Source organism: Halopseudomonas sp. 4NH20-0008 (genome assembly GCF_057548395.1).
The window spans coordinates 1-24166 of record NZ_BAAJMD010000007.1; the positions used below are offsets into that span (position 1 = coordinate 1).

The window sequence follows — 24166 nt, forward strand, 5'->3', positions numbered from 1 at the left end:
TCTATATCTTTATGATTATCAATAGGAAACTGCGTTTTGAAGGTTAACATTAAAAACTCTCACTTTTTGTTTGTTTCAACTTTTTAACACCCGGCTCACGCGTCGGTTTGGAACCGCGAAGCGGTGGAAAACCTGTTGCTGTACAGCCGATTGTTAAGAAAAATACCCTAAACCCGCGCCATAAATAGCAATCACCACCCCAAAAATTTGCTGTTTGATACTGCTAAGCATTGTGGTGTCGAGCTTCTTTTCTACGCCTCGGATGGCGGATTCAGCCCCTCCAATCCTTGTTGAAATTTGCTCTATCTCTTCAGATATTAGCTTTTTCAAAACTTGATTTTTTCGATCCATTTCTCGGTACACTTCCTCGACTTGCCTTTCCAGCTCAGTTACACGATCAGATAGTGATGATGCTACCGTTTTGACCCTGGCGTTAAATGAAGCCATCGCGCTGGCCTCTGAACTCATCGACACATTCACGGCTTTCGGCTTGCTCCATAATGGGCAGTCTTGAAGCCACTTCGTAATGACCCGGAAAATACTTTCTTCGCGCATTAGGCCGAGCGTACTATCAATTGAATAGAGGACAAGCAAACCACCAAGAATCTGCATGACAATGGAAAATCCCCCATTGATATCTTTTGATTGCTGAGGAAACGCATTAACCACAGCGAGGTGAGCCGCTATAACCATTAAACTAGCCCATAGTGGCCATGCATGGCTGCACCAATGGTAAAAACGCCTCATGCCATCTCCATAAAATTCTTAACGTTTGGTTAAGGGGCGGGCTTTAGCCCGTCCCAGCGAACGAAGTGAGTGATTTGAACCAATTGTTATACACTGGCTATCAGTTCAGCTCCTAAAATTCTGTGTGGCTCTATGGTTTTTCCATTTGAGTTGAAGCAGGTATTTGCTATTGAAGCGGCTTCTATCGCCGATTCGCCGTCTTCAATTGAATGAAGATACAAAAGTGCACGTTGCAACTCGTAGCCTGCTGCTTCGGCTATAAAGGAAACTACGTATGATTTGGTGATTGATTTATATCGCTCAACGAGGTGGTGGTAGTTTTCTCCTAACAAAGTGCCCGCTATGTCTTCAACCATTTCTGGAATTTCCACGTAACTATGGTTAGGGCCAGGCGCATGGACTGCTACTTCTCTAAATAGAAATGCGAAAGGCCCTTCATCGGCTTTAGACTGCTTTCCGACGAGCGAAAAGGTGAATGGGTTTTCTCCTTCTCGCTCTAAGCCAGAGGCTAAAGAATTTAAAGCTGATTCAATCCTGCTTTTTATGATGCTTTTGGGAAGTATTCCTTCTGCATAGAAGGATTCTATATTTGATGTTCTTGTGCCGTGAAACCAAATAACCTCTATTTCTGAGTTAGGAATTCCCAAGGCGTTGCAGACATTGTTGTATATGTAGTCATCTGGGCGTTGGCTGGTGTCTTGATAAGGGCGCAGAGACTTTAATAGAGATTTCAGTTGGTGATCTTTTGTATTAAATATTTTGCAGACGGAAGACATTGCTGTGTCTTGGCTAGAGCAGTCTAGGATCATTTTCATTTTTGTCAGGCTCTAGTGGCTGTATAACAGTGTGTTGGACCAACGGCTTTATGATCACATATCAGTGAATTCTTTATGATCACGCTTTGACTACAAGCGCAAGCTGCACTAATTTCTATAAAAATCATGAACCTAGCACCTTTGCCAGCATAAGCCGATGTAATCGCGTGACTTCTTTATATCGCTCTTTTATCTCTTTCACTCTCTGACTACCCTAGCGCAGCGAGCATCAACCCAATTCGCGGACGCAATACCGCCCGTTCCTGAGAGTTGGCCGCTCTCGGGGTATCTGTCTGTTTAAAAGGGGGATGGCAGACTGTCCTTGTCTTGCTGGGGGGCTGACTGCATTCCTTTGCCTACTTCGAGACTAGATCAGGGTTAACCAACTGTCCAAGGTTTTTTGATGGCGCTTGGCCAGACCACAGTCACAGCATAAAGCCTTACTTATCTCACAACGCCAAGATCCTCGACCAGAGCACGGCCAATGTCAGCGATGACGGCATTGCGCTCTTCCAGCGTCAGGCTGGTTTCAGTCAAATATACAGCGACCACCACGGGATCGGAGGTTATCGCAGTGGAACCTTTCGGCCAGATCACGGCAATAATGCCACGTGTGCCGTAACCCCCTGCGCCAGTACGATCAGCAATTTTCCAGCCATCCGGAAGACTGGCGCGCAGGAGTGGGCCGCCGACTTCGTTGTTGATCAACCAGGTTTTGAGTTGCTCGCGTGCATCATTGGACAGGCTATTGCCTAACAGCAAGGTTTCCAGGCTTTTGGCTGCCGCCTCTGGGCTGGTGGTGTCCTGTTCCTCGCCGGGGGCGACGTAGTTCAGGTGAGGTTCATAGCGGTCCAGGCGGGTTGTGTTGTCACCTATTGAACGCATGAACTTGGTGAAGGCAGGCGGCCCGCCGGTATTCTGGAGAATCAGGTTGGCGGCGGTGTTGTCGCTTAACGAGGTTGAGGCTGTGCAAAGCTCAAACAGCGTCATGCCGTTCCCATCGAGGTGGTATTGGGTAACGGGTGAATAGTCCTGAAGGTCGCCTTCTTCGAATTGCACGCGACTATCTAGATCAATCTCACCCTTGTCGGCCAGAGAGAGCAGGTGAGCGCAGGAAAAAGCCTTGAAGGTGCTGGCCATGGGGAAGCGTTCGTTGCTGCGGTACGACCAGGACAGGCCGCTATGCAGATCAATGATGCTGACGCCTACGCGGCCGCCGGTGGTGGCTTCTATGGAGGCGACGGTTTCGGTTAGGGCGGTGCCGAATTCGGGGGTGGCGGCTGTGAGTGAGCTGGCTGGGGTGATTAGCAGGCTGATGGCGAGGATCAGCGTGGTGGTTTTGGTGTTCATGGGGATCACCTTTTGTGTATATGGGCAAGTACGAGGGCCAGGCCTGGCATTTGCGTAGTCTGACAGATATTGGGAGCGTGCATTCTGGGACCACGCGAGAGAGGGATTATTCGGCGCTTTGCGCCTCACCTCTTCGGGCTGGGCCGGCACACTGGACTTTGCAGCTTTGCGATAACGTTCTTCGCCTGCCGGTGGCAGGCTCGTCGAACCGCGAGGGTTCTCACCCAGCTTTTTCTTTGTCTGGCGGAGAGAGAGGGGTTCGAACCCTTTTTTGCATTGCCCATAATTACTATATTCTTCCCAACACCATGATATTAAAGACTTTATTGATCAAAATATAATTTTCAAAAGCCCTTTTCTAGCCTATCTATTCGACTTTTATCGACACACTGCTTTGCCGATTGTTGTAAATTATCTCTTTGTAACCTCTTACCACTGCACAAGGAGTCTTGCGTGAGAGACTTGGGAAGAATGGGTGAAGCCAATTTTCAAGATTGGTGCGCTCAAGCTGGCCTCATATTTAATAGGTCTGCTGATATGGATCATGCCGGATGGGACTATCTCGTAGAGTTTCCCTTTCCAAATAGCACTAAAGAAACAGAGATTCATACCCCTGCATTACAGTGCAAAATTCAAGTTAAATCATCCGACCAAAATAGCCGAAAATTACCAGTTCTTCTATCCAACCTTCGACGCTTGGCAACTGAACCCTTACCAACTTTTTTTGTATTCATCGAGTTCGACAAAAAAAATCAGCCTCAGCGTGCTTTTTTACGCCATGTTGATAATCAGCTGATAACTGATACATTAAAAAGAATACATGAAATCAGTGTCAGAAAAAAAGGAAAAATGCTTAATAAAACCAAGATGACTGTAAGCTATGGACACGAGCATCAATTAAACAATCCTGATGGAAAATCATTAAAAGAATCTATAATAAAAACGATAGGTGGCACCCTTTCTGACTACATAACCGCCAAGAAGAAACACTTAGAGTACACAGGCTTTGAGAATGGCAGTGTGACCGTCCAGATAACAACAAAAAACAATGATGAATTCCCACCAATTTTAGACGCTATGCTAGGTAGAGATATAGAAATCCCTGTTCTAGATCTTATAGCTACTAAAACACGGTTCGGAATACCTAACGAAGCCCCTTATATTCAAACCCACAACGGCTCATTGAGATTTTTAGACGTTCAACCTACAACAACCGGTTCGCTTCAATTAAGAACTTCTCCATTTGATCGCACGCCTAAATTTAATATTAAAATTTACACCCTCCCTTATTTCCTTGCTCTACCTGACGACTTAAAGGTTATCAGGATAGATGGCGGATTCTTTGAGATAAACACGAACCCATTCACTGGAAAAGGCAACGCTAAAATATTTTTTGAGGAGAATTACAGACCAGCATACCGGCATTTAAGAGATGCTCTATTTTTTAGCCATTTCCTAACTCACAAAATCTCTGATGTTTTTATAGACATCACAACCAGCGAAAACGAACAGTTTACCCTCGCATTTAACCAAGCCCAAGCAGATCATTCTTTCCAGCAAGAGCTAGAAACAGCCAACCAACTAATAAACATACTCGACCAATTAAAAATTTATGACCCAGGCTCCATAAGCATTAACCAGCTATCTACCTATCAACATGAAATATCAATATTCCATAAGCTTATCAACGGTACAAAACTTGATCTTAAAGTAGAATTCAAAAACCCTGATGTGCCTCTCAACCAACAGGCCGCATATATACATCTTGTCCAATGCCGCCTTGGCCAACATCTTGCCGGCCTGTTCCTCGTCATACTTGGACAAACAAATAGAGATGAACCAAACACAACTACAATCTATTCCACAGATTACATTGTAGAGAGAACAATTTTTGTAGAAAAAAACGATTCAATACCCCAAAGCGACATTAATAGCATGTATCAAGAAATAGAAAAAAAATACATTGAATCATACATAGTTCTTAGTTCTTTTGGACACCAACCTTCACAACTTTAGTTCTTCTATTATTTCAATACATCCTATCTTCTATCACCAATTTTTCTCTCTCAGCCCACTCGCACAATCCTGCACATCCTGATCAATCACATTCCCCGGCTTCATGCACTCCCTAACCGAGCGCATCGGCCCACGGTTAGCTTCTAGCTCTGCCCGCTCTTGTAATCTGAGGTGATTTCGCGCAGCTTCGCCCATTGGCGAGTCACTTTCGCCAAGGATTTGCATAAAGCTTTTTTGGACATAATCGGTGTAGGCTTCCGCTGCTGGTTGTATCGCTATTGCAGCTTCTGCCAGTGCGGTTTTCTCTTCAGCCAAGGTGTTCAGGCTGAAAAGCAAAATAAATAATGCTGTTATTCTGCGCATTCGACTTCCTCCCTATGAATGCCTTACCCTTCCCTACTCACAGTATCTTTTGACCATTTCCCGGCTTCTTTCTGAGCTGCTGCCGTTGTTCTGTGTCATCCAGAACCTGCATTCGTCAGACGAAAGCCGCTGTTCTAATCTTGCTTGCTCCACTGCCTCGGCCTGCCTTCTCTGCTCTGCAAGCCTTTGCTGGCGTTGATGCTCCATTTCTGCTTCTCTGGCTGTTGCACTCGCCGCCTCTCACCTCCTGGCTTCTTCCAACATCCTTTGGCTTTGTGCTGATGACTGCTCCATTGAGCGTTCAAGTCCCCTTGATATCTCTATTAGGGTCCTTTCCATCTGCATTGCCTTGTAGTGGTCATAGGCAATTTTGCCGCTCCACCCGCCAATCACGATAATCAATGCTGCCAGTACAATCGCCTCCGGCATTCCCATATTGTCAAAAAGACTTGATCTTGCCTTCGACCTTACCCTTTTTCTCCTCTCGATCTGATCTTCCAGATCAATCTCAAGGCTATCCAACAGTCACGTTACGCCAACTCTCGTTGGTAGAAAAGATAACAATTCGCCTCTCGGTTGTCTGATGTGACACCTGGAAACCCGATGGACTGCTGGAATGGTCAGTTGAGCTGGCCGGTTTACATTTATAGAAGAGAACTCAGTTGGTAATCTGACAGTGTCAGCTATGACTGGGAGCCATGTGACCTCACCAGTTTTGATAAAAAGATCACCTCTACGTGTAACTAGCGCTCAAGACCAGACTAGGTAAATCAGGACCGTGCATTCTGGGACCACGCGAGAGAGGGATTATTCGGCGCTTTGCGCCTCACCCCTACGGGGCCGTTGCAGCGTTGCTGCAACGTTCTTCGCCTGCCGGTGGCAGGCTCGTCGAACCGCGAGGGTTCTCACCCAGCTTTCTCCGGACAAAGAAAAAGGCCCTAGCTTGCGCTAGGGCCTTTTTCTTTGTCTGGCGGAGAGAGAGGGATTCGAACCCTCGATACGCTATTAACGTATACACACTTTCCAGGCGTGCTCCTTCAGCCACTCGGACACCTCTCCGGATTCCTGGAGCCAGCCGGGGCTGGTTCCAAGGCGCGCTAATGTACCGAAAGCGGCCTGCTTTGGCAAACGCTTTTTCCAGTGGGGCCAGTCGCTTGGGCGGCTGGGTGGTGGGACTGGCCGGTCGGTTTTATCTTGGTACACTGTAGCCCTGATACGCGCCTTTCGGCGCCCTACCCCTGCGAGGTTTTTTTTCATGAGCGAACTGGTTTCCTACGATTTTGCCGATGGCATTGCCCGGCTGGGTCTGAGCAATGGCAAGGTCAACGCCATTTCCCCCGCGGTGATCGAGGCCTTTAATGCGGCGCTGGACAAGGCCGAGCAGGATCGGGCGGTGGTAGTGATCAGTGGTCAGCCGGGGATTCTGTCGGGTGGGTATGATCTGAAGGTGATGACCTCGGGTGCCGATGCGGCCAAGGCGCTGGTCGCGGCGGGTTCGACCCTGGCGCGGCGTATGCTGTCGCATCCCTTCCCGGTGGTGGTGGCCTGTACCGGTCATGCGGTGGCCAAGGGTGCCTTTATTCTGCTGTCTGCCGACTACCGTATTGGGGTCGAGGGGCCGTTCAAGCTGGGTTTGAATGAAGTGGCGATTGGCATGACCATGCACCACGTGGGTATCGAGCTGGCCCGTGCGCGACTGACCAACAGTGCGTTCAACCGCTCGGTGATCAATGCCGAGATGTTTGATCCGGCGGATGCGGTTGAAGCGGGCTTCCTGGACAAGATTGTGCCGGCCGAGCAACTGGAAGCGGCGACCATGGCTATGGCCCAGCAGTTGACCAAGCTGAACATGACCGCGCACCGCAATACCAAGCTGAAGACCCGCAAGGCGCTGTTGGAACTGCTCGATCAGTCCATTGAAATTGATAAGCAGCATAATCTTTAAATCCCGCGTTACGAATCGAATCGATTTCCCCATGCACACCACAGGCGACTGGATTAATCTGGTCGCCTGATTGATGTGAGATGCACTGATGGATTCGATTACACAGGCAGTATTGGGGGCATCCATTCAGGGTGCCCTGCTCGGGCGCTGGCAGGGCCGCAAGGCGTTGTTGTATGGCGCCATGCTCGGCACCCTGCCGGACCTGGATGTGATGATCAACTTTGGCGATGCGGTCGCCAACATGACCTATCACCGTGGCTTCAGCCACTCCCTCTTTGTACTAACAGCCCTGAGTCTGGTGCTGGCCTGGCTGATCAGGCGCTTTCGGCCGCATCCGGATTATTCCTCGGCGCGCTTGTGGCTGTGTATCTGGTTGATTCTGGTGACCCATGTGCTGCTGGATGCCATGACCAGTTACGGCACCCAGTTGTTCTGGCCGCTGACCACCCCACCGGTGGCGATTTCCAGCATCTTTATAATTGACCCGCTGTACAGCGTGCCGCTGTTGCTGGCGGTGATTGTTGGCCTGCTGTTTGGTCTCAAGGGCCGCGGGCATGCCTGGCAGAAGGGCGCGCTGCTGTTCAGCAGCCTGTATCTGGTCAGCACCCTGGGCGGCAAGTTCATGGCCGAGCAGCAGCTGGAGCAGGCCTTGCAGCGCGACGGTATCGAGGCCGAGCAGGTCTTTACCACGCCCACGCCCTTCAATACCCTTTTGTGGCGGGTGGTGGCGGTGGATGGCGATGACTATTACGAGGGACTGGTGAGCTGGTTTGATCAGGCGCCGCCGGTACTGGAACGGCTGCCACGCAACGCCACACTGGCCAGCAAGGCGCTGGCCGAGTCGCCCCAGCATGAGCGCTTGCGCTGGTTTACCGGTGATGTACTGCGCTATGACCTGATTGATGACCAGTGGGTCGTGACTGACCTGCGACTGGGCATGACCGGCTACCACCCCTTCCGTTTTGCTCTGGCCTACCGATCTTCGCTGGAGGGGCGCTTCAAGCCGATTGCCGAGGTTGAGCAGTGGCCATCCGGCCCGCGTGACCTGAGCCGCCTGCGGGATTTGCGTGAGCGCACCTTTGACAGCAACTACCCGCTGTCACTGGCGGAACTGGCCAGCGGCCTGGATGCCAGTGGTGACCTCGTCCCCCGTCCATAAGCAACGCTGATAGGCGGTCAAGCAGGCACAATGGGCTGCGCTCTGCGATACTGAGCGCAGTTAACGCACAGGACACTTGCATGACCGTCACGGCTCAGGCTCACAAGCAGGAAGACCGGCGCGGGCTGGCCATGGTTGCCGCCCTGCTGGCGATCTTTACCACCATCTTTGCCAGTAATCTGCCGACCCCGCTGTATTCCTTCTGGCAGCTGCGCTGGGGCTTTTCGTCCACGGCGCTTACCGCTGTGTTCTCGGTCTATGTACTGGGCGTGGTCGCCACCCTGCTGACCCTGGGTTCGCTGTCGGACAAGCTTGGCCGGCGGCAGATGATGATTCCCGGTCTGCTGTTTATCCTGGTTGGCGCCATCGCCTTTATGCTCGCCGAGGATATTTATGGGCTGGGTGTAGCACGAATCCTGACCGGGATCGGCACCGGTATTGTCACTGGTGCGGCCTCGGCGGCGCTGGTGGAGCTGGAGCCAAACGAGAACTGGACCCGCGCCGCGACCCTCTCCGCGCTGTTCTTTACCCTGGGCGCCTTTGCCGGGCCCACGGTCAGTTCGCTGGCCCTGTATTTTGGCGTCGGCGTCTTTGTCTGGCCGTTTCTTGTGATTGTCGCCCTGAGTGTAGCCAGCATCATGCTGCTGTTGCTGGCCCCCTGGCCGGCGCATATTGGCCGGGGTCAGGCGGATTTTCGTTTGCGCGCCTGGCGGCCAACCACCATCAAGGTGCCCCGCGAGATCATGGGGGCCTTTGCCTTTGCCGCTGCGGCGGTGTGCCTGGCCTGGTCCACCGGCAGTCTGTATGCCTCGCTGGGGCCTTCCCTGGCGATGAATCTGACCGGTATCAGCGACCGGGCAGTGGCCGGTCTGTTTGCTGCGGGCTGGCAGTTGATGGCGGGTATCAGCCAGTTCGCCTGCCAGCGCCAACCGGTCAATCGGCTGTTGATTGCCGGCCCAAGCATTCTGATCACCGGACTGATGATCATGGCCGGTTCCGTGCTGCTGGGCTCGCCTGCGCTGTTTGCTCTGGCAACCCTGGCGACGGCCACCGGTGCCGGTGCCACCGGGGTGGTGGCGATTGCCTCGATCAATCAGGTGGCCCCGCCGGCCGAGCGCGGCGGGATTATCTCGGCCTTCTACCTGATGGCCTACCTGACCATGGCCTCGGTGGTACTGGGTGTGGGTTTTGTCAGTGACCTGATCGGCTTCAGCACCACGGTACTGGGCTTTACCACGCTGATTTCACTGGCAGCCCTGGGTCTGATGATCAAGGCCGTACACAGTGGTCGTGCGGCGCTGTGGTAATAGGTACCTTTCAGAGGCTCCCTATTAGCCAGCGCCAAAGAAAGAAAGCCAGCATCCCGCCCATGATGGTCAGCAGCAGATTGCGCCGCCAGGCGGCCAAAGCTATGGCCACCAGACCACCCACCAGATAGGCGTTGCTCCAGTGCAGCGCCAGTGCCTGTCCCTCCGGGCTGAGCATGGCCGGGGCGATGATTGCGGTCAGCACGGCCACCGGTACATAGTTCAGCGCCCGACTCACCAGCGGGCTGAAGCGCACGCGCTGGCCAGCGGCAAACAGGCTGTAGCGGATACCAAAGGTAATCAGCGCCATACCCAGCACCAACCCCCATTCAAAGGCGTTCATCGGTCGTTCCCGGTTGGCTGGATTTGGCCGGACTCAGGTACTCGGCCATCACCCCGGCCAGTACACCGGCCAGCGCGGCGAGCATCAGCCCGAGCTGATAAGGCAAACCGCGTGCGGCCACGGCCACCACCCCGGCGACCAGCGCCGACAACAGCATGGGTCGGGTTTTCAGTAGCGGCACGACGATGCCGATAAAGGTCGCGACCATGGCAAAGTCCAGCCCCCAATCACGCATGCCCGGCAGCGCCTGACCGAGCAGAACACCGAGCAGGGTGCAGGCAAACCAGTTGCTGTACATGGCCACGCAGGAGCCGAGGAAGTACCAGTGCTTGTGCGTGGCCGCCACGCTGGCATCCAGGTAATGGCGCTGGACCACGGCATAGCTTTCATCGGTCAGCCAGAAGGCCAGCGGAATGCGCCAGCGCTGCGGCAGATGCCGCACATGCGGCAGCAGACTGGCGCTGTAAAGCATGTGTCGCAGGTTGACGATCAGGGTGGTCAGCAGGATCACCAGCAGGCCGCTGCCCGAGGCGATCAGCCCGACGGCAATAAACTGCGCCGAGCCGGCAAACACCAGCGCCGACATCGCCAGGGTAGCGCCGGCAGACAATCCAGAGGAGACCGCCAGGGTGCCGAAGATGATGCCGAAGGGTAAGGCGCCCAGCAGCATGGGCAGGGTATCCCTGGCACCCATGAGAGCGGCGCGGCTGGCGGTGGACATGACAAGGTGCTCCGGTTCAGAAGCACCTCACGCTAACAGCGGTGCAGCAAGGCAACAAGGTACAGTTGACCAGTAACAGTGACTCAATGCAGCTGGATATACCGGCTGATCAGCGCCCGGAGCGCCGCCGGCTTGACCGGCTTGGGCAGAAAGTCCAGGCCAGCCAAACGGATAGCGGTAACCAGTTCGCTGCGCCCATCGGCACTGATCACCACACCCGGCAACGCATCACCCAACTGGCTGCGCAGCCAGTGCATCAGCTCGACCCCGGTATCGCCGTCATCCAGATGGTAATCGACCAGCACCAGTTGCGGCTGGAAGCCCTGGGCCAGTACCTGGGTGACCTCGTTGCGATCACGGGCTACGGCGACATTGCACTGCCAGCGACTGAGCAGGCTCTGCATGCCGGTAAGGATGGTCGCTTCGTTATCAATACACAGCACCTGCGCGCCGCTGACCACCGGGCTGATCAGCACCGGCTGCATCTCGGGGCGATTATCCCTGAGCTGGGCCAGCGGTACGGTGACGCTGAACACACTGCCGCGCCCCGGCCAGGAGCGCACGGCCAGTTCGTGGCCGAGGACCCGACACAGGCCATCGGCAATCGCCAGACCCAGACCCAGGCCCTTTTCCGCCTGGGTGTTGTGGCTGTCCAGACGCTGGAACTCCTCGAAGATCACCTGCAACTTGTCGGCGGCAATACCCGGACCACGATCCCAGACTTCGATACGAACCTTGTTGCCACAGCGGCGCACACCGAGCACTACGCGGGCGTCGCCGGCATAGCGGAAGGCATTGGTCATGAAGTTCTGCAGCACCCGGCGCAGCAAGCGCAGATCACTGCGCACCCGCAGACGGCTACCGTGCACGTGCAGATCGACGCCCTGCTCCACGGCCATGGCACCGAGTTCGATACGCAGCGGGTCGACCAGTTCGTTCAGGGCAAAGTCGCTCCACTCCGGGCTGATGCGGCCGGCCTCCAGGCGCGAGATATCCAGAAGATCGGAAATCAGATCCTCGGCCGAGCGCAGTGAGGTATCCAGATGGCCAAGCAGTTCCTGCACCTCGGCGGGCAGATTGGTCTGGTGCGAGAGCGCCGCCGAGAACAGACGCGCGGCATTCATTGGTTGCATCAGGTCATGGCTGACGGCGGTCAGAAAACGCGTTTGTGATTTGCTCGCACGCTCGGTTTCGGCCTTGGCCTGGATCAGCGCCTGGTTCAGCGCCGACAACTCGCGCGTGCGCTCCTCGACCCGCTGCTCCAGCCCTTCGTTGGATTCCTTGAGCGCCTGTTCGGCATGCCGGAAGGCGGTAATGTCAGTGAAACTCATGACAAAGCCGCCGCCGGGCATCGGGTTGCCGATGATCTCGATCACCTGGCCGTTAGGAAACATGCGCTCGGAGCGGTGCGCGGTGCCCTGGCGCATCCAGGTGATGCGCTTGTCGACATGACCCTGCGGATCACCGGGGCCACAGAGGCCACGCTGGGCGTTGAACAGAATCAGTTCGGCAATCGGCCGGCCAATGCTGATCAGGCTCTCGGGGTACTCGAACATGTCCAGATAGCGGCGGTTCCAGGCCACCAGCCGGAGTTCCTTGTCGACCACGCTGATGCCCTGGGTGATGTTCTCGATGGCGCCCTGCAGCAGGCCACGGTTGAACTGCAATACCTCGGAGGCCTCATCGACAATGCGCACCACGTCGTCAAACTGCATGTCGCGGCCTTCAATCGCGGCCTTGACCACCACCCGCGCCGAGGAGGCACCGAGCACCCCGGCGAGCAAGCGTTCGGTATGGGTGATCCAGGCGCTACTGGCGATCTGCGAGCTGGCCAGACTGCCGCCCTGTGACAGCGCCAGTCGTTCAAAGCTCTGCTGCGCGCGCTCCTCCCCCACAAAGCGGCCCGCCAGTGCCAGCAGATCCTCAACCGTGACACGCAGCAGGGCACGACTGGGGCCGTCGTCCCACTGGTTGGTATCCTGACTGACAAAACGGCTGGCCTGCCAATGCTCGAGTACCCGTGTACGGCTCAGCAACGACACCAGCATGAACACCAGGCTGTTGCCGAGCAGCGCCAGCAGACTGGCCAGTGTCAAGCTGTCGATCGGCAAGCCGAACGAGCCACCATAGAGCGCGCCAAGCAGCGGCAGGTGCATGAACTGCCAACCCAGCAGCGGCAGGATCAGCAAGTAGAACCACAACCCGGCGCCCACCGCCAGACCGGCAAACACGCCGCTGCGATTGGCCTGCTTCCAGAACAGTGCGCCAAACATGGCCGGTGCCAGCTGGGCGATGGCGGCAAAGGCGATCTGACCGATGCTGGCCAGACTGCCGGCTGATCCAATCACCCGGTAAACCACATAGGCCAACAGCAGAATCACCAGAATACTGGTGCGCCGCACATTCAGCAGCAGGCCACGGAACTCGGCATAGGTGCGCTCGGGGCGGCCCTTCTTGCGCAGTAGCAGCGGCAGTACCACGTCGTTGGAGACCATGGTACTCAGGGCGATGGCGGCGACAATCACCATGCCGGTGGCCGCCGAGGCGCCACCGATAAAGGCCAGCAGCGCCAGGACCGGGCGGCCTTCCAGCAGCGGCAGGCTGATCACATAGGAGTCGGCCGAGACCGTCGGCCCAAGGGATACCTGCCCAGCCAGACTGATAGGGATAACAAACAGGCCGGCCAGGATCAGATAGGCCGGAAAGACCCAACGCGCCAGCCGCAGATCGCCGGGCTCGATGTTCTCCACCACGGCGACCTGGAACTGCCGGGGCAAACAGAGAAAGGCCAGAATGGCGATAAAGGACTGGAACAGCAGGTTGGTAAACAGCGTATCGCGCTGCCAGTAGTCGTACATCGCCGGGCTGTTGGTGGCCCGTTCGATCAGATCGCCCACTCCACCAAACAGACCGAAGGTAACAAAGGCGCCGACCGCCAGAAAGGCCAGCAGCTTGACCAGCGACTCGAAGGCAATCGCCAGCATCATGCCGCGGTGGTGTTCGGTGGCATCCAGACTGCGGGTACCAAAGAGGATGGTGAACAGCGCCAGTACCAGGGTCACCACCAGCGCGGTGTCATCCGGTGCTGAACTCTCGGCGATGGCCACGCCCTCGGAGACCAGTGGCGTACTCAGCAAGGTATAACCCAGCACGATGCCCTTGAGCTGCAGGGCGATATAGGGCAACACGCTGACCAGACAGAGCAGGCTGACGGCCACCGCCAGGCCCTGGGACTTGCCATAGCGTGAGGCAATAAAGTCGGCAATCGAGGTGATGTTTTCCTGTTTGCTGATGGCGATCATGCGCGCATACAGGCGCCAGCCGAACAGGAACAGCAGCACCGGGCCAATATAAATGGGCAGAAAGCCCCAGATCTGGTCAGCAGCCATGCCGACGGCGCCGAAAAAGGTCCAGCTGGTACACCAGACCGCCAGCGACAAGCTATACACCCAGACGCGCAGGCGCGGGCCAAACTCGCCGGGCTGGCGATCACCCCAGAAGGCAATGGCAAACAGCAGGGCCATGTACAGCAGAAAGGTCGAGGCAACCAGCACGCCGGATAGGATCATGGGGCAATCAGTCCATGGGGTGATTCGATAGTCTGGCACTGCCTTATGCGTTTGCCCAGAAGGCGGCTCTGCGACTTAAGTCGTAAAGGCGCCCAGCAGCACCAGGCTCCAGACCACGGCAATGCACAACAGACCAATCATCTGTGCGGCGCTGCCCATATCCTTGGCCGCGCCTGACAAAGGGTGGCGTTCCAAGGAGATGCGATCCACCGCGGCCTCGATGGCCGAGTTCAACAACTCGATGATCAGCGACAGCAGTACCACGCCAATCAGTAGGGCCTTGGCCAGATAGCCGACCGGCAACAGAATGGCCACCGGGATCAGCACCAGAGCCAACCAGACCAGCTGGCGGAAGGCCGCTTCGCCACGGTAGGCGGTTTTCAGTCCATTCAGGGAATAGCCTGCTGCATTGATGATCCGGCGTACGCCGGTTGCACCCTTGAAGGAATCGCTCATGTGTTCAGAGACCTCAATGACCCGCTTGGGTCAACTCCATATGTTGCAGCACCAGCGCCGCCTGGGTGCGGGTACGCACGCCGAGCTTGCGGAAAATGGCTGTAACGTGCGCCTTGACCGTGGCCTCGGAGACCGACAGTTCATAGGCAATCTGTTTGTTCAGCAGGCCGTCGCAGACCATGGTCAGCACGCGGAACTGCTGCGGGGTAAGACTGGCCAGCTGAGCACTGATGTGCTTTTCCTGGTCCGACAGGGGGCCGCTGTCGGCGGCTGTGCTCGGCCAACTGGCGCCGCCTTCCAATACCGTCTGCACCGCCTGCTGGATGCCCTCAAGGCTGGAGGACTTGGGAATGAAGCCGCTGGCACCGAAGTCCCGCGCACGCGCTACCACGGATTGTTCTTCCTGTGCGGACACCACCACGACCGGTAACTGCGGATACTGACCGCGCAACAGCACCAGACCGGAGAAACCGTAAGCGCCTGGCATATTCAGGTCGAGCAGCACCAGATCCCAGTCAGCACGCTGCTCAAGGCAGGTTTGCAGCTCGGCAATGCTGCCGACTTCGGTCAGATTGAGTTCTGCATCCGCGGCACTGACCAGCGCCTGGCGCAGGGCACTGCGAAATAGCGGATGATCGTCGGCAATCAAAATGTCATAGGTTTGACCCATGCCCGGTATTCCCAAGGTGAGATGTTATTGTTATGCGACCCGTCACAGCAGGTGAAGCCTGCCACCCGCTGCCCAGTCAGTCAATTCAAAGCTGCTGCTGAAAAGCACTGGGCAACTGTATCTGTCGTCTTGTCTGATCAACATCCATACTTGTCTGCCCATTTTGCTCCGAGCCTGCCCGATGAACACCCGTGCTTACCGCGCCGATCTGTTGATGCTGCTGACCGCCCTGATCTGGGGGACCACCTTTGTTGCCCAGAGCAAGGGTATGGAATATGTCGGCCCTTTCCTCTATACCGGCTTGCGCTTTGCTCTGGGTGCACTGGTGGTACTGCCACTGGTGCTACTCGCCAGCGCACCGGGCAAATCAGCGCAACGGCGTTTCAGCAAGCCCATGCTGCTCGGTAGCCTGTTACTGGGCCTGGTCCTGACCCTGGGCATCAACCTGCAACAGATCGGCCTGATGTTTACCACGGTGACCAACTCCGGCTTTATCACCGGTCTCTATGTGATCCTGGTACCGATCTTTGGCCTGTTCATTGGTATGCGTACCGGCATGGGCACCTGGCTTGGCGCCGTTCTGGCCCTGATCGGCATGCTGCTGCTGAGCGTCAATACCGACTTCACCGTGGCACCCGGTGACTGGCTGCAACTGATCGGCGCCTGTTGCTGGGCCGTGCATGTGCTGCTGGTCAGCGCCCTGGCCAGCCGCTATGACCCGGTGCGTGTGGCCTTTATGCAGTTTGTCGTCTGCGCCGTGATCAGTCTGGCCTTGGCATTGGTGTTCGAGGAGATCCAGTACGAAGCCATACTGCTGGCCGGGCCTGCGATTCTGTATGGCGGCCTGTTGGCCGTGGGCATTGCCTTCACCCTGCAGGTGGTGGCGCAGAAGCATGCGATTGCCTCGCACGCGGCGGTGATTCTGAGTCTGGAGGCAGTGTTTGCGGCGCTGGCGGGCTGGTTGCTGCTGAATGAAAGCCTGAGTCTGCGCGGCTTTATCGGCTGCTGCCTGATGCTTGGCGGCATGTTGATTGCGCAGCTGGTGCCTATTTATCTGCAGCGCCGTCAGGCGCTGGTGGCGGTGCAACAGGAACCGGCCGGACATCACTGAGATCGCGGCCAAAGTGCGAGGCCAGCCGCTGCCGCGCAGGCAGGCTCAGATCAACCGGAATGCGCAGCTTTGATGCCAGATAGGCATCGGTAAAGATATCAAAGTAATCCCCCAGCAAACCGGCGGCCTGCTGCTCGCCGGCCAGCCCGATACAGGCCGCGGCCACCTCCACGGTGCACAGATGCTCTTCCCGCGCCGAGCGGCGCAAACGATACCGCGACAGTTGCTCCGGGTGCAGGCTGAGGACCGGCAAACCGGCCAGCCAGGGACTCTTGCGAAACATCTTGCGCGCCTGGGTCCAGGTCGCATCCAGCACAATCAACAACGGCCGGCGACCGGGTGTAATCGGGACCGCGGTCAGTACCTGTTGCTCGGTAGACGCGTACTCAGCGGGGAACACCACCATGGGCTGCCAGGCCGGATCAGCCAGCAGGTTCAACAGGGCCGGATCGGTCTCGGTACGTGACCAGACAAAGGCAAAGGTATCGGCCACGGTCTCGGCAATCAGACGCCCGGTATTGGTCGGTTTGAGTGGTTCCAGGCTGTGCATGATCAGACAGAATCCGACCCGGGTTTGCAGGGCGGGTTGCCAGCCACACAGACAGGCATGGGGCGCCAGCAGGCACGCGGGGCAGCGTTGCATAAAGGAACCACGCGCCTTGAAGGGTCGGGTCGATGCGGCCTTGAGTTGGCGTCTGAGCTGATTGACCGCATGTTCGCTGGGGATGGACAAAGGGGCACCTGCTATTGATCCGGATCACAACGGCTGGCGGCATTCTGCCATACTTTGTCATCAATTATTCACCTCGTGCCGAACCAGTCTGATTGTCCGGGGTCGAAAGCCCTGTACACCCAAACTACCCCGGAGTTGCTGTTATGCGCTGGCTAATCATGTTGTTTGCAATCTCTATTGCGCTGCCCTCCCAGGCCATTTCCCTGCGCGAGACACGCCTGCAGGAAACCTTGAAAGAGGTGGCCGAAAAAAGTAGCGAAGGCACACCCAGGGCCATGAATGATGACATTACCGATGAGGGATTCAGCGCCAATGGCAGTGAGCTGATCAATCATTTGTCTGTCACCTCTGACTATGCCTCCCAGTTGCAGCGCGATCCGATTCTGGTGCGCAGTCAATTACAGGCCAGTGTCTGTGCTGATCAACGTTTTCGCCGCTTGATGGATATGGGCGCGACCCTGACCTACCACTTCGTCATCAATCAAAGCGATACGCCGGTTTTGACCCAAAGCTTTGTCTCAGATCACTGTCAGTCTTTGTAGATAACCTAGAATGTCAGACTGGACTCACCTTTGAGTCGATCTATCCGCCGTGCCCAAGGAGATTAAATGGCCCTTCTGACATTTTTAGGTGCAACCCAGCAGGTCACCGGTTCCTGCTATCTGCTGGAGGCCAATGGTCGCAAGGTGCTGCTTGAGTGCGGCATGACCCAAGGCTTCCGCCGCGATGAAGAAAACAACCGCAACCACTTTCCCTTTGACCCAAGTAGCCTTGATGCTGTGGTCATCTCACATGCCCATCTGGATCATTCCGGTCTGTTGCCAAAGCTGGTCTCCGAGGGCTATCGCGGGCCGATCCATATGACCGCCGCCTGCGCCGAGTTACTGGATCTGATGCTCAAGGACGCCGCCGGCCTGCAGGAACGTGATGCCGAGTGGGAAAACCGTTGGCGCCAGCGTTCCGGTAAACCGCTGGTCACGCCGCTTTATACCCTCAAGGATGTTGAGCGCACGCTGGAAATGCTCAGCCCAGTTGAGTACAACACCACGCTGGGGTTCAGCGAGGGTTTTGAGCTGTGCTTCCATGAGGCCGGGCATATTCTCGGTTCGGCGATTGTTGAGATCACCATCCATGAAGCGCACAACTTGACACGCAAGCTGGTGTTTTCCGGCGACCTGGGCAATGACTGCTCGCCCCTGCTGCGTGACCCGGCTACCCTGGCTGAAGCAGACCTGGTTCTGCTGGAATCGACCTACGGTGACCGTGATCACCGCGCGCTGGATGACACGCTGGACGAGCTGAAACAGATTTTGCATGACGCCTGGAAAGGCGGCGGTAATGTGCTGATTCCGTCCTTTGCCGTGGGCCGTACCCAGGATCTGCTTTACTACCTCGGCAAGTTTTACCAAGAGGGCGCGCTCAAGCAACAGGCGGTCTTCCTCGACAGCCCCATGGCGATTGCCGCAACGGCCATCTACGACCGTCACCGGCAGAATTTCAATCATGAACATCAGGATGAGATTGAAGGTAACGGTAAGGGCACACTGAAGAACTGGCTCCCTATTCTCAAATGCACCCAAACACCTGAAGAGTCGATGGCGATCAACCGCATCACCCAGGGCGCAATCATTATTGCCGGAGCCGGCATGTGCAATGGCGGGCGTATCGTGCACCACTTCAAGCACAACCTGTGGCGGGAGAACTGCCATGTCATCTTCCCCGGTTTTCAGGCCAAGGGCACCCTCGGTAGACGCCTGGTAGACGGCGAGAAGAACATACGCGTGATTCATCAGAGTCTAGCAGTGAAAGCACAGCTACATACGCTCGGCGGCTTTTCTGCCCACGCAGGGCAGTCACAGCTGATCAACTGGCTCAAGCACTTCAAGCACAGCCCGGAAATCTATCTGGTACATGGCGAGCTGGAGAAAAGTCAGGCGCTGGCAACGGCGATCAAGGATCAACTCGGCTGGCTGGCCACTATTCCTGAGCAACAGGAACAGATCGCCTTCTGAAGCCAGATGGTCTCGCCACCAGGCTGGCCGTATAAAAGACCCTAGTATGAATGTCTGATGACTGACTCTGAATCAGTCGTCAGGCAGTCCGGCAAATCCCCGGTACTGCATGAAGCGCTGCTGCTTGCCGCGCTCTGCCAGATCACTGGCCAGGCCTTCGGGAAAGCGCTTGCTGAACACCTCGTTGGCCAATGCCGCCCAATCACAGTGACTGCTGAGCAACGTGCGTTCAATCAGATTGTCGTGAACGCCGCGCTGACGCAATTCCTCGCGAAGACGTAGCGGGCCGATACCGCGTTGATGCCGGGCATGGATATAGGCTTCGCAGAAACGTTCATCACTGAGCAGGCCCTGTTCCTCGAGCCGATCCAGTACCGCTTCTGTCTCCGCCCTGTCCGCACCCCGCTGATGCAGCTTGCGCTGCATCTCGCGACGACTGTGCTCGCGCCGGGCTATCAGGTCCAGCGCGCAGCACCTGATGGCATTGGCGCCATCAAGCTGGGTGCGGGTAAACATGCTTCAGACGCGCCGCTCAGGCGTCCAGGTCGGCGCCAACCTCGGCGCTGACCGCAGGATTCTTGGTCGGCTTGGGCAGCAGCTGATCGCGAATGGCCTTTTCGATCTCGTCGGCAATCGCGGGATTTTCTTCCATGTACTTGGCGGCGTTGGCCTTGCCCTGCCCGATCTTGTTGCCCTTGTAGGCGTACCAGGCACCGGACTTCTCGACCAGACCAATCTGCACACCCAGATCGATAATCTCGGCATTGTGATAGATACCGCTGCCATACAGGATCTGGAATTCGGCCTGTTTGAAGGGTGGCGCGACCTTGTTCTTGACTACCTTGACGCGGGTCTCACTACCGACCACTTCGTCGCCATCCTTGACCGCACCGGTACGGCGAATATCCAGACGCACCGAGGCATAGAACTTCAGCGCGTTACCACCCGTGGTGGTTTCCGGGTTGCCGAACATCACACCGATCTTCATGCGGATCTGGTTGATGAAGATCACCAGACAGTTGGCGTTCTTGATGTTACCGGTAATCTTACGCAGGGCCTGGGACATCAGGCGGGCCTGAACGCCAACGTGGTGGTCACCCATCTCGCCTTCGATTTCGGCCTTGGGTACCAGCGCCGCTACCGAGTCGATGATGATCACGTCTACTGCGTTGGAGCGCACCAGCATGTCGGTGATTTCCAGCGCCTGCTCACCGGTGTCCGGCTGGGAGACCAGCAGATCATCGACATTGACGCCAAGCTTGGCAGCATATTCCGGGTCCAGTGCGTGCTCGGCATCAACGAAGGCGCAGGTGGCGCCCTGCTTCTGGGCCTGGGCAATGACCGACAGGGTCAGGGTGGTTTTACCGGAAGACTCAGGGCCGTAGATTTCGACGACCCGGCCCTTGGGCAGACCGCCCAGACCCAGGGCGATGTCCAGACCCAGGGAGCCGGTGGAAATGGCTGGAATCGCCATACGCTCATGGTCGCCCATGCGCATCACGGCGCCCTTGCCAAACTGACGTTCAATCTGACCCAAAGCCGCGGCAAGCGCCTTTTTCTTGTTGTCGTCCATTGTGTGCATCCTCTTGGTATGGTGGGCGCCGCGGCGCACTTTTCAACAAACTACTGTATATATGGTCAGTATTATTCCACAGAAGTTCGCCCGCGCCTACCCCCCTGGCAATGACTCACTCACCCCACTCCGATGTGTACTTGAACAGGCCCTCCAATGCCCGCAATACCGTTTGTGCCCGCACAGATCGGCGGTCCCCGCGCAGCCGGCGACATTCACTGACCAGTTGTCCATCAGGCCCGGACCAGGCAAACCACACCGTACCTACCGGCTTCTCGGTGCTGCCTCCGTCAGGCCCGGCAATACCGCTGACGGCCACGGCTATCTGCGCTCCGGCGGCTTCCCGAGCCCCCGCCGCCATGGCGCGGACCACTAGCTCACTGACCGCGCCGTGTTGTTGCAGATCGTCTGCGCTGACACCCAGCCAACGTTGCTTGCTGGCATTGGCGTAGGTCACAAATCCGGTTTCGAACCAGGCTGAACTGCCGCTGACACGGGTAATTGCTTCGGCTATACCACCTCCCGTACAGGACTCCGCTGTGGTGGCTGTCCAGCCGCTGCGCCGCAGTACAGCGCCCAGACGCGCAGCAGCAGAATCAATCAAAGGGTCGTATTGCGACATGCCTGTTCCTCGGTAATAAGGGCGTTACGCTGCCCTGACTATGCCAGCCTGCGTCAACAGATTCATCCCCTTCAGTAGGCCGGTGACATGCCTGACTGGATTTGTGCGCTAGCGGCAATGGCAAGGACAGTCAGCGCGACCATTTTCCAGTGTTGTATCCTGGTGCTTCGTGCACCTTCTTAGCCCAATTTGCCTACTAAAGCGGCTCAATTCTGCAGTTTGCCCTGGTGACCATTCGTTAAAACCAGGGCTTTGCGGGGGACGAATATTTTCCAGGGTATTGGTCTGCTTTTTGCGTGTGACAGGAATTGGGCAGCAATACTGCATGGTCCCCGGCCGGTTTCATTGCATTGCTCATCAACTTTCTCTCATGGAACTGAGCTTCCCGACACCCGCCGGGAATGGAAAACAGCTCAACAACTACCGCATTAAAGGATAAAAAATGAGCATAAACGAATCCCGCCTGGCTGCCATTTCACACATCACCAGCCGTGCAAAAATCGCCGTAAACAAACCAGAACCTCTGGATGATATCTGGGCAACAGATGTATTCAATCTGGCCCGCATGGAGCAGATGCTCAGCAAGGCGGCATTCAAGGCAGTCAAGAAAACCGTCCAAACCAGTGCGCCACTGGCTCCTGCGGTGGCGGACGTGGTGGCCGCAGCAATGAAAAGCTGGGCGCTGTCCAAAGGCGTCAAGTTCTTCTCACATATCTTCTATCCGATGACCAATATCACCGCCGAAAAACACGACGGTTTTATTCTGACCAACTCGGACGGTAATGCCATTACCGAGTTTGCCGGAAGTTTGTTGATCAAGGGCGAGCCCGATGGCTCGTCCTTCCCCAACGGCAGTCTGCGCATGACCAATGCTGCCCGTGGCTACACCGCCTGGGATCCCACCAGCCCAGCGTTCATCATGCATACCGACAACGGTTCAACCTTGATGATCCCCAGCGTTTTCATGTCCTGGACAGGTGAAGCGCTAGACAAGAAAATCCCCTTGTTGCGCTCCAACGCTGCGATGGATACGGCAGCGCGCAAGGTGCTGACGCTGATGGGCGAAACCGACATCGGCACCCTGAACTCAAGCTGCGGTGCGGAGCAGGAGTACTTCCTGGTCGATCTCAATTTTGCCAATGCCCGCCCGGATCTGCTGCTGGCTGGCCGGACTCTGTTTGGCGCATCCCCCGCCAAGGGTCAGCAGTTTGATGACCATTACTTCGGTGCGATACCCGAGCGCGTCCAGGTCTTCATGCAGGATTTTGAAGACCAGCTGTATCGCCTGGGCATCCCCGCCAAGACCCATCACAACGAAGTCGCTCCTGGCCAATTTGAAATTGCTCCCTACTTTGAGTCCGCCAACGTCGCTGCCGACCATCAGCAGCTGATGATGACCCTGATGAAAAGTACGGCGAAGAAACACGGCTTTATGTGCCTGTTGCATGAAAAGCCCTTTGCCGGTGTCAATGGGTCTGGCAAGCACGTTAACTGGTCTGTCGGTAATGCGACCCAGGGCAACCTGCTGGACCCAGGCAGCACACCACACGACAACCTGTACTTTTTGCTGTTCTGTGGCGCAGTGATTCGCGGCGTCCATAAATACGGGCCATTGCTGCGCGCCGTTATTGCTTCGGCCTCCAATGACCATCGTCTGGGCGCCAACGAGGCACCGCCGGCGATCCTCTCGGTGTACCTGGGTGATCAACTGGAAAAAGTCTTCCAGGATATCAAGGATGGCAAAATCGCTTCGTCCACTCAGGGCGGGGAGATGGACCTGGGGCTGTCACAGATTCTAAAGTTCGAGCGCGATCCGGGTGACCGCAACCGCACCTCACCCTTCGCCTTTACCGGCAATCGTTTCGAATTCCGTGCCGTTGGCTCGGCGCAATCAGTATCCGGTCCATTGGTGGCGATGAACACCATGTTGGCGGACTCCCTGGACTGGATTGCAGAAAAGCTCGAGACCGAACTGGCCAAGGGTTCAGCCAAGACAGCAGCCGTGCTGACAGTCTTGAAAACCTTGATGGAAGAGCATGGCAACGTGGTCTTCGGCGGTGATGGTTACTCCGCTGAGTGGCATAAAATGGCCGTTGAAGAGCGCGGCCTGAAAAACCTGCCTACCTCCGCCGATGCACTCCCCTACCTGCGCGACGAGTCTATCCGTGAGCTGTTTTCAAGGACCGGCGTGCTGTCACCGGTCGAACTTGAAAGCCGCTTCGAGGTCTACGCCGAGCAATACATTCTGTCCATCGAGGTCGAAGCCAAACTGGTGATCGAGATGGCCAAAACCATGATCTATCCCTCAGCCAGCCAGTATCTTGGTGAGTTGGCCATGACCAGTTCCGGCATGACGGGCCTGGGCATCCAGCTGGATAGCTCGATTGCCAGCTCCATTGCCGCTGAAACCAATGCCATGATTGCCGCCGTTGCTGAGCTTTCTACCGCTATCGGCAAGCATGACTTTGACTCAATCGAAGCCCATATGAACTTCTGTGCCCACGACATCCGCAAGCTGATGGATAAAGTTCGATCGCATGCCGATGCCCTGGAAACCGAAGTGGCAGACACCCTGTGGCCTCTGCCAAAATACCGCGAAATGCTGTTTATCAAGTAGAACGCAGGCTGATTTACAGGCAACAAAAAAGGCCAGA

Annotated in this window: 22 protein-coding genes and 1 tRNA gene; 8 read left to right on the forward strand and 15 right to left on the reverse strand. The window is 56.3% G+C overall.

The annotated features are described in order from the left end of the window. Positions 1–153: 153 nt before the first annotated feature. The 3 genes from AC27HQ_RS08445 to bla all read right to left on the reverse strand — a co-directional run bounded on the left by AC27HQ_RS08445 (position 154) and on the right by bla (position 2912). A complete protein-coding gene (locus AC27HQ_RS08445; protein WP_487155711.1) occupies positions 154–747 on the reverse strand; it encodes a hypothetical protein in 594 nt (197 codons plus the stop codon). Positions 748–833: 86 nt separating this feature from the next. Next, positions 834–1562, reverse strand: a complete 729-nt coding sequence (locus AC27HQ_RS08450; protein WP_487155712.1) for a hypothetical protein — start codon at positions 1560–1562, stop codon at positions 834–836. Between the two features lie 444 nt (positions 1563–2006). After that, positions 2007–2912 carry a class A beta-lactamase gene (gene bla, locus AC27HQ_RS08455; protein WP_487155713.1) on the reverse strand — a complete coding sequence of 302 codons (906 nt, stop codon included), beginning with the start codon at positions 2910–2912 and terminating at the stop codon, positions 2007–2009. 453 nt (positions 2913–3365) lie between these two features. On the opposite strand from bla, the gene AC27HQ_RS08460 reads away from it, so the two are divergent. Beyond that, positions 3366–4928 (forward strand): hypothetical protein, encoded by a 1563-nt coding sequence (locus AC27HQ_RS08460; protein WP_487155714.1) that lies wholly within the window; start codon positions 3366–3368, stop codon positions 4926–4928. 33 nt (positions 4929–4961) lie between these two features. Here the strand turns inward: AC27HQ_RS08460 and AC27HQ_RS08465 are convergent, their stop codons facing one another. The 3 genes from AC27HQ_RS08465 to AC27HQ_RS08475 form a co-directional block, all read right to left on the reverse strand. Then, on the reverse strand, positions 4962–5291 hold the full coding sequence (locus tag AC27HQ_RS08465; RefSeq protein WP_487155715.1) for a hypothetical protein: 330 nt from the start codon (positions 5289–5291) through the stop codon (positions 4962–4964). Between the two features lie 240 nt (positions 5292–5531). Next, a complete protein-coding gene (locus tag AC27HQ_RS08470) occupies positions 5532–5813 on the reverse strand; it encodes a hypothetical protein (RefSeq protein ID WP_487155716.1) in 282 nt (93 codons plus the stop codon). A 446-nt stretch (positions 5814–6259) separates the two neighbouring features. After that, positions 6260–6350: transfer RNA gene (locus tag AC27HQ_RS08475), tRNA-Ser, on the reverse strand. Between the two features lie 196 nt (positions 6351–6546). Here AC27HQ_RS08475 and AC27HQ_RS08480 point away from each other — a divergent pair. From AC27HQ_RS08480 to AC27HQ_RS08490, 3 genes are all read left to right on the forward strand, one after another. After that, on the forward strand, positions 6547–7236 hold the full coding sequence (locus AC27HQ_RS08480; RefSeq protein WP_487155717.1) for a crotonase/enoyl-CoA hydratase family protein: 690 nt from the start codon (positions 6547–6549) through the stop codon (positions 7234–7236). A gap of 88 nt (positions 7237–7324) precedes the next feature. Beyond that, positions 7325–8395 carry a metal-dependent hydrolase gene (locus tag AC27HQ_RS08485; RefSeq protein WP_487155718.1) on the forward strand — a complete coding sequence of 357 codons (1071 nt, stop codon included), beginning with the start codon at positions 7325–7327 and terminating at the stop codon, positions 8393–8395. An 80-nt stretch (positions 8396–8475) separates the two neighbouring features. Continuing rightward, entirely contained in the window at positions 8476–9702 is a 1227-nt protein-coding gene (locus tag AC27HQ_RS08490) for an MFS transporter (protein ID WP_487155719.1), read from the forward strand. Positions 9703–9712: 10 nt separating this feature from the next. Here the strand turns inward: AC27HQ_RS08490 and AC27HQ_RS08495 are convergent, their stop codons facing one another. The 5 genes from AC27HQ_RS08495 to AC27HQ_RS08515 all read right to left on the reverse strand — a co-directional run bounded on the left by AC27HQ_RS08495 (position 9713) and on the right by AC27HQ_RS08515 (position 15461). Beyond that, positions 9713–10045: an AzlD domain-containing protein gene (locus tag AC27HQ_RS08495; RefSeq protein WP_487155720.1), complete on the reverse strand. Its 333-nt coding sequence runs from the start codon at positions 10043–10045 to the stop codon at positions 9713–9715. After that, a complete protein-coding gene (locus AC27HQ_RS08500) occupies positions 10032–10766 on the reverse strand; it encodes an AzlC family ABC transporter permease (protein ID WP_487155721.1) in 735 nt (244 codons plus the stop codon). The genes AC27HQ_RS08495 and AC27HQ_RS08500 overlap by 14 nt, the downstream gene beginning before the upstream one ends. Positions 10767–10849: 83 nt before the next feature. Next, the gene (locus AC27HQ_RS08505; protein WP_487155722.1) at positions 10850–14335 is read right to left on the reverse strand and encodes a hybrid sensor histidine kinase/response regulator; all 3486 of its coding nucleotides are present in this window, start codon (positions 14333–14335) and stop codon (positions 10850–10852) included. 75 nt (positions 14336–14410) lie between these two features. Further along, complete coding sequence (locus AC27HQ_RS08510) at positions 14411–14791, reverse strand: diacylglycerol kinase (RefSeq protein ID WP_487155723.1); 381 nt, start codon at positions 14789–14791, stop codon at positions 14411–14413. A 13-nt stretch (positions 14792–14804) separates the two neighbouring features. Beyond that, on the reverse strand, positions 14805–15461 hold the full coding sequence (locus AC27HQ_RS08515; protein WP_487155724.1) for a response regulator transcription factor: 657 nt from the start codon (positions 15459–15461) through the stop codon (positions 14805–14807). A 181-nt stretch (positions 15462–15642) separates the two neighbouring features. On the opposite strand from AC27HQ_RS08515, the gene AC27HQ_RS08520 reads away from it, so the two are divergent. Continuing rightward, positions 15643–16572: a DMT family transporter gene (locus AC27HQ_RS08520; protein WP_487155725.1), complete on the forward strand. Its 930-nt coding sequence runs from the start codon at positions 15643–15645 to the stop codon at positions 16570–16572. On the opposite strand, the gene AC27HQ_RS08525 is transcribed toward AC27HQ_RS08520, so the two are convergent. Further along, a complete protein-coding gene (locus tag AC27HQ_RS08525) occupies positions 16508–17305 on the reverse strand; it encodes a tRNA-uridine aminocarboxypropyltransferase (RefSeq protein ID WP_487155726.1) in 798 nt (265 codons plus the stop codon). The genes AC27HQ_RS08520 and AC27HQ_RS08525 overlap by 65 nt on opposite strands. A gap of 143 nt (positions 17306–17448) precedes the next feature. On the opposite strand from AC27HQ_RS08525, the gene AC27HQ_RS08530 reads away from it, so the two are divergent. After that, a complete protein-coding gene (locus tag AC27HQ_RS08530; protein WP_487155727.1) occupies positions 17449–17847 on the forward strand; it encodes a PA3611 family quorum-sensing-regulated virulence factor in 399 nt (132 codons plus the stop codon). A gap of 66 nt (positions 17848–17913) precedes the next feature. Continuing rightward, positions 17914–19317 (forward strand): MBL fold metallo-hydrolase RNA specificity domain-containing protein, encoded by a 1404-nt coding sequence (locus AC27HQ_RS08535; RefSeq protein WP_487155728.1) that lies wholly within the window; start codon positions 17914–17916, stop codon positions 19315–19317. A 72-nt stretch (positions 19318–19389) separates the two neighbouring features. Here the strand turns inward: AC27HQ_RS08535 and AC27HQ_RS08540 are convergent, their stop codons facing one another. The 3 genes from AC27HQ_RS08540 to AC27HQ_RS08550 form a co-directional block, all read right to left on the reverse strand. Beyond that, on the reverse strand, positions 19390–19833 hold the full coding sequence (locus AC27HQ_RS08540) for a regulatory protein RecX (protein ID WP_487155729.1): 444 nt from the start codon (positions 19831–19833) through the stop codon (positions 19390–19392). Between the two features lie 16 nt (positions 19834–19849). Beyond that, positions 19850–20890, reverse strand: coding sequence for a recombinase RecA (gene recA / locus AC27HQ_RS08545; protein ID WP_487155730.1), 1041 nt, complete (start codon positions 20888–20890; stop codon positions 19850–19852). A 115-nt stretch (positions 20891–21005) separates the two neighbouring features. After that, positions 21006–21512 carry a CinA family protein gene (locus tag AC27HQ_RS08550; protein WP_487155731.1) on the reverse strand — a complete coding sequence of 169 codons (507 nt, stop codon included), beginning with the start codon at positions 21510–21512 and terminating at the stop codon, positions 21006–21008. Between the two features lie 442 nt (positions 21513–21954). Between AC27HQ_RS08550 and AC27HQ_RS08555 the strand changes: the two genes are divergently transcribed. Next, positions 21955–24129, forward strand: a complete 2175-nt coding sequence (locus tag AC27HQ_RS08555) for a glutamine synthetase III family protein (RefSeq protein WP_487155732.1) — start codon at positions 21955–21957, stop codon at positions 24127–24129. The last annotated feature ends 37 nt before the right edge of the window (positions 24130–24166 follow it).